We start from the raw sequence: 13,778 nt of genomic DNA on the forward strand, positions 1-13,778 counted from the left end.
GCGTCACAGGCTCGCCAGAAATGCCAGCAGCGCGCGATTGAACGCGGCCGGGTTATCCTGATTGGCGTTGTGCCCGGCCGCCGGCAGGCCCACCACGCGCGCGTGCTGGTCGCGCGCGGCCCAGGCGCGCATGGCCCGGCGCGGGTTGCCGTAGCGGTCGCGCTCGCCGTACAGCAGCAGCAGCGGCTGCGCCACCCGGTAGCCGCGCTCGCCGTGGCGGCTGCTCGCCAGCGCCGCGACGACCTCAAGAAATGTCGCCCGCGCCAGCCGGCCGGCCATGTCGGCGGCCAGCGCGCGCACCTCGCGCCGCTCGGCCATCCGCGCGATGCCCAGCCGCTGCACCGGCCAGTACGGCAGGCGGCCGAGCAGCGCCAAGCTTAGCGGCGCCAGCCCGAGCGCCAGCGCCAGCGGCCGCGCCACCGGCAGCGTCGCGCACGAGCAGCCGAACGCCGCCAGCCCCACCACGCGCGCCGGAAAGCGAAACGCCAGCTCCTGCGCAACAATGCCGCCCAGCGAGTGGCCGACGAACACCGCGCGCTGGCGGCCGGCGTGGAACACAATCGCCAGCAGGTCGTCGACGGCGCGCGCGATTGTGAAGGGCGCCCCCGCCGGCTGCGAAAGCCCATGCCCGCGCATGTCCCACGTCAGCACCCGGTACCCGCCGGCCAGCGCCGGCAGCTGGTCGGCGAACATCCGGTGATCCAGCGCCATCCCATGCGTCAGCACCACCAGCGGCGCCGCCTCCGGCCCCGCCAGCCAGTAGTGCAGCCGGCAGCCCGCGCGCTCGACCACATGCTCGCTCGCCGGCACTCCCACATCATCCATGGCCCCGCCTTCCACTGCTCTCGCTTTCGCTATTGTACGCCATGTGCCGGGGTCAAGCTCGGGCGCGCGCCCGATGATCGGGCCTGCTCCGGCTGCTATACTGCGCGGGTTCATAGCTGGCGCTACGCCCAACCACGCTGCTGCAGCGGCGCTACGCCAGCCACACGCACGACGACAGGAGCATCTATGCCTTTCTCCGCTATCACTCCGCCGGCGCTGCCCGGCCTGGCCTGGGGCGCCCTGGCGCCCTCCGACGCCGAGGCGCTCGCAGAGCTTGGCGCGGCCTGCCTGGCGGCCGACGGCGGCTTCCGCGCACTGCCCGCCGCCGGGTATCTGAGCGGCGCGCCCAGCATCGCGGCGCTCGGCCCAGGCGGCCAGCTGCTGGCGTTCGCCGCCGCGCATCGCGACGAGCCGGGCGTGGCTATCGCCGGCCTCGTGCACCCCAGCGTGCGCGGGCGCGGCATCGGGCGGTTTCTGATGGAATGGAGCGTGGCGCGTGCCGAGGCGCTGGTGGCGCATGCCCCCGCCGATCAATCGCACGCGCTGCGCATCGCCACCGAGGGCCTCACCCCTGCGGCCGATCGGCTGTACACGCGCTTTGGCTTCAGCCAGCAGTTCGCCGAAGACGTGATGCGCTTCGACCTGGCGGCGCCCATCCCCGCCGCGCCGCTGCCGGGCGGCCTGGCGCTGCGCGAGTGGTCACCCGAGCTGGCCGGGCAGTTCTTCGCTGCCTACGACGCTGCCTTCCGCACCCGCCCGAGCTTCCCTGGCTGGAGCGCCGAGCAGTGGATCGAGTGGGCTACCGGCGACGACGACTTCGCGCCTAAGCTCTCGCTGCTCGCGCTCGACGGCGATACGCCGGTGGGTTTCGTGGTGGCCGGCACCGGCTGGCTGGTGCAGGTGGGCGTGCGCCCCGAGTGGCGCGGCCGTGGCGTAGCCGCCGCGCTCGCCGCCGAGCTGCTGCGGCGCGCCAGGGCCGCCGGCTGGGATTCGGTGCTGCTCGACGTGAATGTGAACAACCCCGGCGCGGCGCGCGTGTACTCCCGGCTCGGCTTCGCGCCGATCGGCCGCCGCGCGCGCTACCTGCGCGACTAGCCTGGCCGGCAGCGGAGAACGATTCGGCACCGCGCCAGGCGTGTTTTTTGGCTGTGAGCGCCTAAGAGCCGGTTTGAGAAGGGGGTGCGCGAGGGGCTATGCCCCTCGCACTTCCCTTCCTGGCGGGTGGCGGCCACATTCGTGGCCGCCACCCGCCAGAAGTGGATACTTGGAGGGACTTCGTCCCTCCAAACCACCCTTTTCAAACAACTTCTAAATCCCAGCACCTGGCCACGCGCCCCAGGCCAGCGTGGCGCGCAGGCGCTCGGCCCATACAGGTGCGGCGGCGCCGCCCTGCCGGCGAGTGTGCTCGTCGAGCAGCTCGAGGCAGCGCAGCACCTGGAGCATGCCGACGCGCGCCTCGGTTACGGCGCCGCGCTCGATGCCGGCGGCGGCCAGCAGCGCCGGCCACGCGGTATCCCAGCGCTCGGCGTGATGGTAGCGCACCACCCAGCCCCACCAGGCCGCGTCGAACAGCGGATCGGCCAGGCGCGCCCACTCCAGATCCACCAGCCCGGCCACCACCAGCGCCGGGCGCGGCGGCGCCTCGAGGGCAATCAGCGCGTTCACCGGGCAGAAATCGCCGTGCGCGAACACCGCCGGGCGTCCGGCAAAGGCGGCCGGCAGCGCGCCGATCAGCGCGTGCACCTGAGCCGCCGCCGCGCCCCCAAGCAGCGCGTGGCAGCGGCCGAGCTGCCCGGCCGCCTGGCGCGCCAGATCCGCCGGGCGCGCCCAGGTGGCGTCCAGATCGGCGCCCGCCAGCGGAACGCGCGCCAGCTGCGGCAGCAGCGCGCCCATGGCGCGGGCGACAGCCGCGGCGCCGCCGGGCCGGCCCATGAAGCCAGCGGCAGGCTCGCCGGGTATATGCTCGAGCACGGCATACGGCGGGTCGGCTGCGGCGTCGGCGGCAAGCTGGTGCGGCGCGCGAATGCCTGCGGCGGCAAGGCGCGGCGGCAGATCGCCGGCCAGCCGCAGGGCGGCGGCAGCGCGTCGCGGCTCGCGAGCAGCTTGACGATCAGGCGCCGGCCGTCGGCCAGCGTCGCCAGCAGCGTCTCGTTCTCGAAGCCCCAGCCGCAGCGCTCGGCCGCCGCCACCGGTGCGCCCACCAGCGCGCCCAGCCGCTCGAGCGCCGCGCCATCGTAGCCCGTATCGTCGCGCTTCATACCAACTCCGTTTGATTACTTGTGTTTTCTTGTGCGGCGCCGGCAAAGCCGGGCGCCGCACAAGAAAGAATTTCGGGCGGCTTCGCCGCCCCGAACACCCACCATAATCCAAGCGATCAGCCGGATTTGGTATCATATGATACCAAACTCGCTTGATTAATTACACTTTGGCAACAAACACGCAACCCCCCGCACATGCGCGCCGGGTGGCGCGTATATGCGAGGGGTTGCAACCTATCGGCAGCGCAGCCTGGCGCAGCGGAGCTAGAACGAGGCCAGCCGGCGCGGCTCGCGATCGTCGGCGCTGGGCAGCCAGCGGATCGCTACATTGCGATCGGCGGGGGGCAGCGCAAACGGGTCGGGGCCTTCGTCGGAAAGATCTTCGATCATCACTGGGCCGGCGTCGTGCGCCCAGGCGATCAGGTCGTCGATCGTATACCAGCCGGGCCGGTACATGTCCTGGTCGCTCGGGTTCAGCCAGAACTTGATGCCGCCCTCCATCCACTGCCAGCGCTCGAGCGAGTACCATTCTTTGCCCTGGTCCTGCAGTGTGTTCTTCACCTGCTCGAGCAGCTCGAGCAGCTCGGGAAGGCTGAGGCCTTCGGTGCGGCGGATGAGCAGCAGACGGCGGTTGATCGCATCGCGCAGCTGCTCCAGCTGGGCAACATCGAGCGATTGAATATCGATCACGGTCCGTTTTCCTTTCTACCACGGCTTGCCAGGTGGCGCGGCCAATCACGCGGGCCTGGTGGTGATCGGCGCCTGGGAGCACGCCACATGGCTGGCTGCGGCGAAACGGACGGGAGGAACAGCAGCCGGCCGGTATGATTGCCATGAGTATTATAGACAAACAGCCGCAAAATAAAATAAGAATGTTGTTACAATTCCGCCTCGATCCGTTTGCGCGATCAGGGCAATATCTATGCCTCGATCTGCATGCCCTACCCATAGTATACGAACGAGAGCAAATAACGGTTTCTTTATCGCGGCACTCGGCGATATGCAAAAAAGCCCCTGCCCCATTACTGGGGGCAAGAGCTTCTGCTTGGAGGCGACGACCGGATTCGAACCGGTGAATGGAGGTTTTGCAGACCTCTGCCTTACCACTTGGCTACGTCGCCGTGACGCGATTCTAGCATACTCACGTGAGGCTGTCAAAGCGGTTGATCTCCGCCTGAGCCTATGGTATCATTTGCGCTACCGAAATCGCAAGCCTGGGTCGTGGCCGGCATTGTGCTAACCCCACATCGCATCGATGTGGGGCTTTGTGTCCCTTTCACAACGGCGTGGCGCGAGAGGAGCACAGTATGATTGCGTTTGTACTCAGCGGTGGCGGGAATCGTGGCGCGCTCCAGGCCGGGGCGCTGAAGGCGCTGCTCGAGCGCGGCATCGCGCCCAACCTGATCGTCGGCACGTCGGTGGGGGCGCTCAACGGCGTGGCGCTGGCCGCCGACCCGACCGCCGCCGGCGCGCGCCGCCAGGCCGAAGGCTGGGCGCAGATCCGGCGCGCGCATATCTTCCCCGGCAACAGCCTGACGGTTGGCTGGCGCGTCCTGACCGGGCGCGGCAGCTTCCACGGCCGCGAAAACTTCACGCGCTTCGTGCTGGGGACACTGCCGCCGAATGTGCGCCGCTTCAAGGATCTGGGCGTGCCCTGCATCGTCACGGCTACATCGCTCGGCAGCGGCCGGCTACACCTGTTCGGCGCCGACCCGGCCGAGCGCCTGCTCGACGCGCTGCTGGCCAGCACCGCCATCCCGCCGTTCTTCGCGCCCTACGCCTACGGCGGCGAGCTGTTTCTCGACGGCGCGCTGGTGGCCAACCTGCCGCTGTCGCAGGCAATTGCCCGCGGCGCGCGCACGATCTACACGCTCGAGATCGTCGACGACATAGGCGCGGACGCACAGCCCGGCCTGATCACCACGCTCACTTCCTCGCTGAACGCCATGCTCAACCGCCAGCACGAGCAGGAGCGCCGCACCGTGGCGCTGGCGCACGCGCGCGGCATCACCATCCACGATATCCGGCTCACCAGCGGGCAAAACCTGGCGTACAACGATTTCAGCCGTAGCGCCGACCTGGTGGCGGCCGGCGAGCGGATCGCGCTCGAGTACCTCGACAGCTTGCCGAGCGCGCGCCCGGCGTCGCTGGCACGCCTGGCCGGAACACTGCGCGAGGCGCTGCGCGTCGCCCGCCCACGCCCCAGCGCCCCGCCGCCAATGCCGGCGCCACCGCCGAGCTAGCACCCGCCCCACCTGGCGCGCCTTGCCGCTACTCGCACTATTCGCCGATCGGTGGTACTATCGGCGCTACCCGAAACCAATTTCACCCGGCTATGGAGGAACTCGCAATGCGTCTGGTTACCTACCACGACGAGCGTGGCGACCATATTGGCGCGCTACGCGACGGCTCTACGATTGTGCCGCTCGACACAGTGGCGCCCAGCATGCTCGCGCTGATCGACGGCGGCGCGGCCCTGCTGAGCGAGGCCCGCGCCACACTCGAGCGCGCCGCGAGCACCGTGCCGCTCGGCCAGGTGCGGCTGCTCGCGCCCATCCCGCGCCCGCGCCAGAATGTGATCTGCCTGGGCATGAATTATGTCGAGCACGCCTACGAGTCGATGCGCGCCAAAGGGCTCGAGCCCAGCCTGCCGCCACACCCAGTGTTCTTCAGCAAAGCCGCCACCAGCATCTGCGCCGACGGCGACGACATCCCGCTCGATCCGCGCGTGACCGAGGCGCTCGACTACGAGGTGGAGCTGGCGTTTATTATCGGGCAGGGCGGCAAGAACATCGCGCGCGGCCAAGCGATGGCGCATGTCTTCGGCTACACGATCGTCAATGATATTTCGGCGCGCGATCTGCAGAACCGCCACCAGCAGTTCTACAAGGGCAAGAGCCTCGACCGCAGCTGCCCGATCGGGCCGTGGATCGTCACCGCCGACGAGATCGCCGACCCAGCGGCGCTCGGGCTACGGCTGCGGCTCAACGGCGCCACCCGCCAGGACTCAAGCGTGGGCGATTTGATCTTCGACATCCCCACCACGATCGAGGTTCTGTCGCTCGGCCAGACGCTCGAGCCCGGCACGATCATATCGACCGGCACGCCCAGCGGCGTGGGTATGGGCATGAGCCCGCCCAGCTACCTGCGGGCCGGCGACGTGATGGAAGCTGAGATCGACGGCATTGGCGTGCTGCGCAACCGCGTCGTCGCCGCCGAGTAGCATCGGCCTGGCCGGCGCTGCCCGAGCAAGCGTGGTAGCGTATAAAACGGCGAGCGCGAGGGGCAACTCCCTCGTGCTCGCCGTTTTCGGCCAGCAGCAGCTAGCGCTGGGCGCGGATCGCGTCGCGGATCTCGGCCAGCAGCACTTCCTCGTTGGTAGGCGTGGGAGCCGCCGGCGCGGCGGCAGGCTCGTGCCGCAGCCGGTTGGCCGAGCGCACAATCAGAAACAGCGCGAAGGCAATGATCAGAAAATTGATCAGCGCCGTGAGGAATGCGCCAACGCCGATCACCTGCGCGCCGGCCTCTTTGGCGGCGGCATAGCTCGGAAACGCCTGGCCCGAAAGGTTGATATACACGCTCGAGAAATCCGGCTTGCCGAAGAGAACGCCGATGATCGGGTTGATGATATCGGCCACCAGCGAATCGATGATGCTGCCAAACGCCGCCCCAATAATCACTGCCACCGCCAGGTCGATCACATTGCCCCGCTCGATGAACTCGCGAAACTCCTTGAGCATACTGCCTCCTGTTCCAACTACGACAGACATGGTCATCGTGAGTGGCGCGGCTCGCGCCACTGAAACCAAATCCGGCTGATCGCTTGGATTATGGTGGGGGTTCGGGGGCGGCTTCGCCGCCCCGAAATTTCTTTTTCTTATGCGGCGCCCGGCAAAGCCGGGCGCCGCATAAGAAAACACAAGTAATCAAACGGAGTTGGTATGAACAGGCAACGCTGCCTTGTGCAAGCAACAGAGACGCAGGCCGGGCTATTTGGTCACATCGCCGGGCAGCTCGCCATCGGCCGTGCGGGTGATGATCTGGTGCTCGGCCAGCGCCTCGTGCAGGCGCGCCAGCAGGCGGCGGCGTACCTGCGGGGCCGTGCCGTGGCGCGCCTTGACCTTGAGCATCAGCTCGGTGGTGGCGCCGATCTGGCCGGCCTCGCTGATCACCTCAGGCGCCTCGAGCACATCGGGGCCAGGGTCGGCGATCACCGACTGCAAGATCGCCAGCCCTTCGTCCAGCCGGGCGGTGGGGATCGTCAGGTGGATGTGCGCCGCCGAAAAGCTGCCGCGCGCGAAGTTGCGGATGGTGCGAACATCGCCATTCGGCACAATCCACAGCTCGCCGCCCTCGCCGCGCAGCAGCGTGCGCGTAAGCGACACCTGCTCGACCACGCCGATCACATTGCGGTCGCCGATCTCTACCTTCTCGCCGATCGCAAACTGGTCTTGCAGCAGCAGCTGGATGCCGCTCATCACATCGCTGATGAACGGGCGCGCCGCGAAGCCCAGCCCGGCGCTGAACAGCCCCAGCGCGGTGGCGAGCGCGCTCGGGGTGGTGACGAGGCCAAGCATGAAGATCAGCGCCAGCACCACCGCCACCGCGTTCATGAACGACTGGGTGAGCTGGCGCAGGGTGGCGCTGCGCTGGTAGCTCAGCGTGCCGCGCCGCAGCCGGCGGCGATAGTGCGCGACGCGCCAGATCAGCCACGCCAGCGCGCGGCCGATCAGCGCGAAAAACAGCATGCCCAGCAGCCCGAGCAGCAGGTAGCCCACGAAGCTCAGCAGCGCGGCCGTAAATTGATTCAGCAGGTCTATCATTGGAAGAACCGGGAAGCGCGAGCCAACAAAACACACGCGCCGAGCCGCGCTAGCGGCACAGCAGCACGGGCACGGCGCTTTCGCGCAGCACCTGGTCGACGGTGCTGCCGAGCATGATCTCGAGCAGCGGGTTGAAGCCATAGCTGCCGATCACAATCAGGTCGCTGGCGTCGGCGCGCGCGGCGGCAAGGATGGCCTCGGCGGCCGGGCCGCCGGCGAGCTGGTAGCGCGCCGCCGCGCCGTGGCGCTCGAGGTAGGCGCGCGCCCGCTCGAGCGTAGCCGAGGTGGCGTGCTGCTCTTCAAGCGCCGTCACCACCAGCAGATCGAGCTTCCAGGTGAGCGCCAGGTAGGTAGCCGCGAACAGCGCTTCTTCGCCTTTGGGGCTACCGTCGTAGGGCAGCAGCACGCGGGTGAGCGGGCGCGCCGGGCCGGGCACCGCCAGGATGGGGCGCGGGCAGCGCTGCAGCAGCGTGCGAAACCCCGAGCGCAGCCGGGCCAGCGGCTCGGTGCCGGGCGGGTACGAGAGGCTCACCACCACCAGGTCGGTCAGGCGCGCGCGGTCGCACACCTGGCGCGTCACATTGCCGACGTCGATCGCCAGCTTACCGGGCACGCCCGCCGCAGCGCAGCGCCGCTCGAACTCGGCGCGAACCGCCTCGGCGGCGGGGCTCTTGCGCGCGCCGGCATTTGGCACGACGTGCAGGCCAGCCAGCCTGGCATCTTCGCGCCGCGCCACCACCAGCGCCTGCTCGAGCGCGTACCAGCCGGCCTCCTCGCCGTTGATCGCCACCAGCAGATCCGAGACCAGCCGCTCGGTATAGCTGTTCACACGGCGCTCGTGGCGCCACGCGCCCGGCGGCGGCCCGTTCTCGAGCGCGTCGGGCACCACTGCGTCGAGCAGCCGGCCGCCCAGGCGCGCCACCGCGCGGCGCGGGCTGTGCTGGCTGGTGAGGTCGCTCAGCGCGGCCTTGGGATCGAGCTGCCAGCCCAGTGCCTGCTCGAGCGCCGCATGGTGCTGAACGATCCACAGGTACAGGTCGGTCTCGGTGCGGCCAGGAAACTCGTGCAGCGTGCCCTGGTCGCGGATCTCGCGCACGATCGGCATGTAGCGTGTATCGTACCAGTCGGCCGCAGCACTGGGCAGGTCGGCGGCCGCACCGTGCTGCGCGGCCAGGTAATCGCGGTGCGCGGCGATCTGGCGCATCAGCTCGTCGTACTGGCCGGGCGCCGTCACCAGCAGATCAGCGCCAGGCCGCCGCACGTCCAGCTCGGTCTGGTCGAGAAACGCGGCGTACTCGGCCTTGATGATCAGGTCGTCGGGCGAGTCGGTTGGGGCGAAGGGCACGCGCGCGCGCACCTCGGTGACGTAAGCCTGGATGTGGCTGGCGCCCGTCTCGCGCGCCACCGACACGCGGTGGTTGCCGTCGAGCACGAAGTACGCCTGGCCAAGCTGGTAGACTTCGATCGGCGGCACGCCGACCTCGCCCTCGACGGCGCGCCGCACGCCGACCCAGCGGAAGGCGTCGCTATCGCGGCGCGGCAGAAAATCGCGCGTGAAATCGGTGTAGCGCCCAACGCTGCCGACGATCGCGTCGAGCGGGATATCGTGAAGCTCGCGGCGGCTGAGCGGCTGCGCCCGCAGCTTCTGGCGCACATCTTCGTACGAGAGCAGCTCGTCGGAGCGGCCGGTGAGCCGCGCGATCAGATCGCGCATAGCCGCGCGCCGCCGCGCCCGCCGAAAATCTTCGGCCGCCGAGGCCATGTTCATAGGCGATTCAGACACGTCCCCTCCCCCTGGTGGATAGCAGCGCCTATTGTACCCGAATTGCCCATGATATTCTAATGCTAGAATCATGCGGATCCCGATCGCCGATGTTCGGCCGGCGCGCACGCCGCGCACAAGAAAGGCAGCCATGACGCTCAAAGAGTACCCGGTATGGATCGAGGGGGTGTCGTTTCCGCGCGAGCCGGCCGGCCAGGCGCTGCCCGCGCGCGTGGATGTAGCAATCATTGGCGCGGGCTACACCGGGCTGGCGGCCGCGCGCGAGCTGGCGCGGCGCGGCGCGCGCGTGGCGGTGCTCGAGGCCCGCACGATCGGCTGGGGCGCCAGCTCGCGCAACGGCGGCATGGTGCTGAGCGGGCTCAAGCTCGAGGCCCACGACCTGGCCGCGCGCTACGGCATGGCGGCGGCGCGGCGCATGTTCGCGGCCTCGCTGGCGTCGATCGATTGGGTCGAGCAGGTGGTGCGCGAGGAAGCGATCGCCTGCGATTTCCGGCGCTCGGGGCATGTGCTGGTGGCCAGCAAGCCGGCGCACTTCCGCATGTTCGAGCGCGAGGCCACGCTGCTGGCGCGCGAGTTCGGCCACGCCACCCGGCTGCTGCCGCCCTCCGAGCTGCGCGCCGAGATCGGCTCGGGCGCCTACCACGGCGGCCTGCTCGACGAGGTAAGCGCCGGCCTGAACCCGGCGCGCTACGTAGCCGGGCTGGGCCACGCCGCCGCGCGCGCCGGCGCGCTGCTGTTCGAGCGCGCCGAGGTGCGGCGGCTGGCGCGCCAGGGCGGCGGCTGGCGCGTATACAGCGCGCGCGGCAAGCTGCAGGCCGACCGCGTGCTGGCGGCCGGCGGCGCCTACACCGGCGGCTTCGCCCCGCGCCTGCAGCGCCGGATCGTGCCGCTCGGCTCGTATATCATCGCCACCGCGCCGCTGCCCGAGGGCCTCGCCCACGAGCTGATCGCGCACGACCGCATGGTCTTCGACAGCAAGCGCCTGCTGTGCTACTACCGGCTCACGCCCGATCGGCGCATGCTGTTCGGCGGGCGCGCGCGCTTCTTCCCCGAGAGCCCGCGCATGGTGCGCGAGAGCGCCGCCGTGCTGCGGCACCAGATGGAGCAGGTGTTCCCGCAGCTGCGCGGCGTGCCGGCCGAGTATGCCTGGGGCGGAACGCTCGACGCCACGTTCGACCTGATGCCGCACGCCGGGCAGCACGACGGGCTGCACTACGCGATCGGCTACGCCGGGCACGGCGTGGCGATGGCCAGCTACCTGGGCGCGCAGCTGGGCGCGCAGCTGGCCGGCGCGCCATCCGAGAACCCGTTCGACGGGCTGCCGTTCCCCGGCGCGCCGCCGGGGCTGTACGGCCGGCGGCCCTGGCTGCTGCCGCTCGCCGGCGCGTGGTACCGGCTGCTCGACTGGCTGGCGTAGCCAGCCACCGCAACCGTGTATAATGATTGCGCGTCTGATGAAGTAGCTGGTGCTTTTCCGCCTCAGCGGGTAGAATCAGCCCACGGCGCGCGCCGCCCATGCTCGCAAGGCGAGCGCGGCTCGCCGATCCAAAGGAGCACATGCAAGCACAACAACGCCGTCGCATTCCCTGGACAACCCTGATCAGCCTGGCGCTGGTGGGCGTGCTGGCGACGCTGGCGGCGCTGAACTGGCCGAAGATCCGGGTGAAATCGCTCGAGGCGCTGGCGCTGATCGAGGCCGCGCGGCCCTTCTGGCTGCTGCTGGCCATCCTGGCCATCCTGGCGGGCTTTCTGTGCGCCGGGCAGATCTACGGCCGCGTGCTGGCCGCGCTGGGCTACCGCGCGCCGCCGCTGTGGCTCTCGGCAGCCGCGCTGGTGACAATGCTGCTCAGCCAGGCCCTGCCGGTTGGCACCGTCGCCAGCTATGCGTTTCTCACCACCAGCCTGCGCCGCCGCCACATCCCCGCCACCAGCGTCGCGGTGATCGCCAGCCTCGAGCTGCTCAGCTGGGGCGGCGCGATGCTGCTGCTGTTCGTGTACGGCATGGTGTATGTGCTCGCCACCACCAGCGACAGCACGCTGGCCGGCGCGTCGCTCACCGGCTTCACCACCGTCGGCCTGATGATCGGCGTCTACCTGTTCATCGGCAGCCGCCCGCGCGATACGATGCTGGCCTGGGCGATGCGCGTGAAGCGCCTGCTCGACCGGCTGTTCGGCTCGGTGTCGAGCGAAACCCAGGTGCGCCGCATGGTCGACGAGCTGGCCCACAACCGCCAGCTGGTGCTTGAGCAGCCGCTGCGCGTGCTCTCGCTGATCGGCCTGCAGCTGATTATATTTACACTACACAGCCTGGCGCTGCTGGCGATCCTGCACGGGCTCGGCGTCACGATCGGCCCGCTCGAAGCGCTGGCCGCGTTTGGCCTCTCGCTGATCGTAAGTGCTTACACCCTGCTGCCAGCCGGCGGCGGCACCGTCGAGGCCGCGCTGACGGTGGCCCTCACGATCCAGGGCGTGCCGCTCGAGGCGGCGCTAGGCGCGACGGTGCTGTTCCGCCTGTTTAGCTTCTGGCTGATGCTGCCGGTGGCGGCGCTGTGCTACCGCCTGCTGCTGCGGCGGGTGCCCGAGCCGCCCGCCGGCAACTAGCGCAGCGGGGCATGGTGTTATAATGGCGCGGCAGGAGCAGCTATGGCAAAAGTGACGATCTCGCATATCGCAAAAGAGGCCGGCGTATCGAAGACGGCGGTATCGTTCGCGTTCAACGATCCCTCGCAGCTAGCGCCAGCCACTGTGCGCCACATCCGCGATATCGCCGAGCGCCTGGGCTACACCCCCGACCCGATCGCCCGCAGCATGACCACACGGCGCACCAATGCGCTGGGCCTGCTGCTGCCGCAAGATATTGCCACCGCGCTGGCAAACCCGTTCTACACGCAGTTCATCCGCGGCATTGGCAAGGTGTGCGGGCGTGTCGGCGTGACGCTCATGCTGGTGCCGCCGCTGTGGGGCTCGGTGCTGAAGGCCATCCCGCACGCCACCGTCGACGGCTTTGTGGTGGTCGGCCTCGAGGTCGATCGCGGCGAGATCCAGCTGCTGCGCCGGCGCGACGTGCCATTCGTGATGGTCGATAGCGACACGCCTGCCGACATACCAAGCGTGAATGTCGACGACCGCAGCGGCGCGCGCATGGCAATGGAGCACGTGCTGGCGCGTGGCCACCGCCAGATCGCCATCATCGCGCTCGACTCGGGCAAGGCCGGCCAGATCGAGGAGTACACCGGCACACTCGCGGCGCGCCTCGAAGGCTACCGCGCCGCCCTGGCCGAGTACGGCCTCGCGCTCGGCAGCCCCGGCATCCAGCTCGTCGAGGCCGCGAGCAGCTGGGAAGGCGGCCAGGCGGCCTTCGAGCAGATCTGGCGCGCCGAGCTGCGCCCCACCGCAATTGTGGCCATGAGCGACATCGCCGCGATTGGCGCGATCGACGCAGCCCGCGAGCACAAGCTGCACCTGCCGCGCGACCTGTCGTTTGTCGGGTTCGACGACCTGCCCGAAGCGCGGTATACCCGGCCTGGCCTCACTACCGTGCGCCAGCCGGTCGAGGAAAAAGGCGCGCTCGCCGCCGAGATGCTCGTGGCGGCGCTGCAGCAAAACGCCGCCGCGCAACACCACATGCTGCCGTGCGAGCTGGTAGTGCGCCAGTCGGTCGCGACGCTGGCGTAGCGCTCCGCGAGCCGGCGCTTTCCAAACTCGGCCGAAGAGCGAGGCGTGAACAACTACTCGCGAGTACCATGCAAGGAGAGAGCAATGCTTGTTCTTGGGGCACTGATTACGCTGGGCGGCGCAATCGCCTTTCTGCTGCTGGGCGCGCTGGCGATCTTCGGCGGCGCGAACGCCACCGGGGCGCAGGTTGTACCCGGCTTCCGCCCCGACAGCCCCGGCGCGGCCGAGCGGGCGCTGACACTGCTGGGGGTGTGGGGGCCGATCGCGCTGATCGCGCTGCTGTGCTTGCTGGCGGCGATCAAAATGTTTCAGGTGGTCGCTGCGGCGTTCTAGGCCACTAGTTCTACACGCGCGACACGGCCGGCGTTTTTGCCTTCGGCAGAGCAGCGCTGTTTTTGCGTGGCCTCGGGTGGC

Annotated in this window: 13 protein-coding genes and 1 tRNA gene; 7 read left to right on the forward strand and 7 right to left on the reverse strand. The window is 69.4% G+C overall.

Annotated elements, in window-relative coordinates; all coding sequences use genetic code 11:
- Window positions 1-3 precede the first annotated feature (3 nt).
- On the reverse strand, window positions 4-825 hold the full coding sequence (locus U0177_RS01510) for an alpha/beta fold hydrolase (protein ID WP_409568812.1): 822 nt from the start codon (window positions 823-825) through the stop codon (window positions 4-6).
- A gap of 186 nt (window positions 826-1,011) precedes the next feature.
- Here U0177_RS01510 and U0177_RS01515 point away from each other — a divergent pair, with 186 nt between their 5' ends.
- Window positions 1,012-1,920, forward strand: coding sequence for a GNAT family N-acetyltransferase (locus tag U0177_RS01515; protein WP_409568813.1), 909 nt, complete (start codon window positions 1,012-1,014; stop codon window positions 1,918-1,920).
- Between the two features lie 213 nt (window positions 1,921-2,133).
- Here U0177_RS01515 and U0177_RS01520 read toward each other — a convergent pair whose 3' ends face one another.
- The 3 genes from U0177_RS01520 to U0177_RS01530 all read right to left on the reverse strand — a co-directional run bounded on the left by U0177_RS01520 (window position 2,134) and on the right by U0177_RS01530 (window position 4,204).
- Window positions 2,134-3,219, reverse strand: coding sequence for a phosphotransferase (locus U0177_RS01520; protein ID WP_409568814.1), 1,086 nt, complete (start codon window positions 3,217-3,219; stop codon window positions 2,134-2,136).
- Between the two features lie 128 nt (window positions 3,220-3,347).
- Window positions 3,348-3,773 (reverse strand): hypothetical protein, encoded by a 426-nt coding sequence (locus tag U0177_RS01525; RefSeq protein ID WP_409568815.1) that lies wholly within the window; start codon window positions 3,771-3,773, stop codon window positions 3,348-3,350.
- 356 nt (window positions 3,774-4,129) lie between these two features.
- Window positions 4,130-4,204, reverse strand: a tRNA-Cys gene (locus tag U0177_RS01530).
- Window positions 4,205-4,390: 186 nt separating this feature from the next.
- Between U0177_RS01530 and U0177_RS01535 the strand changes: the two genes are divergently transcribed.
- Both U0177_RS01535 and U0177_RS01540 read left to right on the forward strand, forming a co-directional pair.
- A complete protein-coding gene (locus U0177_RS01535; protein ID WP_409568816.1) occupies window positions 4,391-5,326 on the forward strand; it encodes a patatin-like phospholipase family protein in 936 nt (311 codons plus the stop codon).
- Window positions 5,327-5,433: 107 nt separating this feature from the next.
- Complete coding sequence (locus tag U0177_RS01540; RefSeq protein ID WP_409568817.1) at window positions 5,434-6,306, forward strand: fumarylacetoacetate hydrolase family protein; 873 nt, start codon at window positions 5,434-5,436, stop codon at window positions 6,304-6,306.
- 100 nt (window positions 6,307-6,406) lie between these two features.
- On the opposite strand, the gene mscL is transcribed toward U0177_RS01540, so the two are convergent.
- The 3 genes from mscL to U0177_RS01555 all read right to left on the reverse strand — a co-directional run bounded on the left by mscL (window position 6,407) and on the right by U0177_RS01555 (window position 9,689).
- Entirely contained in the window at window positions 6,407-6,823 is a 417-nt protein-coding gene (gene mscL / locus U0177_RS01545) for a large conductance mechanosensitive channel protein MscL (RefSeq protein ID WP_409568818.1), read from the reverse strand.
- A gap of 249 nt (window positions 6,824-7,072) precedes the next feature.
- The gene (locus U0177_RS01550; protein WP_409568819.1) at window positions 7,073-7,906 is read right to left on the reverse strand and encodes a mechanosensitive ion channel family protein; all 834 of its coding nucleotides are present in this window, start codon (window positions 7,904-7,906) and stop codon (window positions 7,073-7,075) included.
- A 49-nt stretch (window positions 7,907-7,955) separates the two neighbouring features.
- Window positions 7,956-9,689: a universal stress protein gene (locus U0177_RS01555; RefSeq protein WP_409568820.1), complete on the reverse strand. Its 1,734-nt coding sequence runs from the start codon at window positions 9,687-9,689 to the stop codon at window positions 7,956-7,958.
- Between the two features lie 130 nt (window positions 9,690-9,819).
- Between U0177_RS01555 and U0177_RS01560 the strand changes: the two genes are divergently transcribed.
- The 4 genes from U0177_RS01560 (at window position 9,820) to U0177_RS01575 (ending at window position 13,697) form a co-directional block, all read left to right on the forward strand.
- Window positions 9,820-11,106 carry an NAD(P)/FAD-dependent oxidoreductase gene (locus U0177_RS01560; RefSeq protein WP_409568821.1) on the forward strand — a complete coding sequence of 429 codons (1,287 nt, stop codon included), beginning with the start codon at window positions 9,820-9,822 and terminating at the stop codon, window positions 11,104-11,106.
- Between the two features lie 140 nt (window positions 11,107-11,246).
- On the forward strand, window positions 11,247-12,290 hold the full coding sequence (locus tag U0177_RS01565; protein ID WP_409568822.1) for a YbhN family protein: 1,044 nt from the start codon (window positions 11,247-11,249) through the stop codon (window positions 12,288-12,290).
- A gap of 42 nt (window positions 12,291-12,332) precedes the next feature.
- Window positions 12,333-13,364 carry a LacI family DNA-binding transcriptional regulator gene (locus U0177_RS01570; protein WP_409568823.1) on the forward strand — a complete coding sequence of 344 codons (1,032 nt, stop codon included), beginning with the start codon at window positions 12,333-12,335 and terminating at the stop codon, window positions 13,362-13,364.
- Between the two features lie 84 nt (window positions 13,365-13,448).
- Complete coding sequence (locus U0177_RS01575) at window positions 13,449-13,697, forward strand: hypothetical protein (protein ID WP_409568824.1); 249 nt, start codon at window positions 13,449-13,451, stop codon at window positions 13,695-13,697.
- The last annotated feature ends 81 nt before the right edge of the window (window positions 13,698-13,778 follow it).

Origin of the sequence: Kouleothrix sp., assembly GCF_046328425.1 — a bacterium.
Lineage (GTDB): Bacteria > Chloroflexota > Chloroflexia > Chloroflexales > Roseiflexaceae > Kouleothrix.

What these genes read in the sequence shown, in the direction of transcription:
- U0177_RS01510 (WP_409568812.1), bottom strand. Translation starts at nt 825, where the DNA reads ATGGATGATGTGGGAGTGCCGGCGAGCGAGCATGTGGTCGAGCGCGCG.
- U0177_RS01515 (WP_409568813.1), top strand. Translation starts at nt 1,012, where the DNA reads ATGCCTTTCTCCGCTATCACTCCGCCGGCGCTGCCCGGCCTGGCCTGG.
- U0177_RS01520 (WP_409568814.1), bottom strand. Translation starts at nt 3,219, where the DNA reads ATGATACCAAATCCGGCTGATCGCTTGGATTATGGTGGGTGTTCGGGG.
- U0177_RS01535 (WP_409568816.1), top strand. Translation starts at nt 4,391, where the DNA reads ATGATTGCGTTTGTACTCAGCGGTGGCGGGAATCGTGGCGCGCTCCAG.
- U0177_RS01540 (WP_409568817.1), top strand. Translation starts at nt 5,434, where the DNA reads ATGCGTCTGGTTACCTACCACGACGAGCGTGGCGACCATATTGGCGCG.
- mscL (WP_409568818.1), bottom strand. Translation starts at nt 6,823, where the DNA reads ATGCTCAAGGAGTTTCGCGAGTTCATCGAGCGGGGCAATGTGATCGAC.
- U0177_RS01550 (WP_409568819.1), bottom strand. Translation starts at nt 7,906, where the DNA reads ATGATAGACCTGCTGAATCAATTTACGGCCGCGCTGCTGAGCTTCGTG.
- U0177_RS01560 (WP_409568821.1), top strand. Translation starts at nt 9,820, where the DNA reads ATGACGCTCAAAGAGTACCCGGTATGGATCGAGGGGGTGTCGTTTCCG.
- U0177_RS01565 (WP_409568822.1), top strand. Translation starts at nt 11,247, where the DNA reads ATGCAAGCACAACAACGCCGTCGCATTCCCTGGACAACCCTGATCAGC.
- U0177_RS01570 (WP_409568823.1), top strand. Translation starts at nt 12,333, where the DNA reads ATGGCAAAAGTGACGATCTCGCATATCGCAAAAGAGGCCGGCGTATCG.
- U0177_RS01575 (WP_409568824.1), top strand. Translation starts at nt 13,449, where the DNA reads ATGCTTGTTCTTGGGGCACTGATTACGCTGGGCGGCGCAATCGCCTTT.